The 267-nt window shown below is 43.4% G+C and carries 1 protein-coding gene; it reads right to left on the bottom strand.

Annotation, left to right across the window (positions count from 1 at the left end):
• Positions 1-71: 71 nt before the first annotated feature.
• Positions 72-267 (bottom strand): hypothetical protein (locus OGX91_RS00105; RefSeq protein ID WP_286625086.1); only part of this gene is annotated, 196 nt, incomplete at its 5' end.

The raw sequence follows: 267 nt of genomic DNA, 5'->3' as shown, positions 1-267 counted from the left end.
CTTTAATATATTCAGGAACCACCGCATAGCGTACAGGTAGTAATGCCGGTCCCTGTGACATACAGTCACATTTATGATTTGCCATAATTTATCCATGCCGTTAAGAACCATTCAACATCCGTATTAATAATAAAAAAAACAATGTGTCCCCCCTGAATAATCAAAGGGAGTACCTTTGCGCAGAGGGTTTGGCGGGATCCCCGTTCGCTTCCACTCTTTTTTTCGCCGTTTATGGAGCGTGTCCAGGTTAATATCCGCCACGTTTTC

It is taken from the genome of Citrobacter sp. Cpa228 (genome assembly GCF_030333085.1).
Classification (GTDB): domain Bacteria; phylum Pseudomonadota; class Gammaproteobacteria; order Enterobacterales; family Enterobacteriaceae; genus Citrobacter; species Citrobacter pasteurii.
The sequence above is the reverse complement of the archived record's forward strand: the minus strand, read 5'-3'. Positions and strand labels throughout refer to the sequence as shown.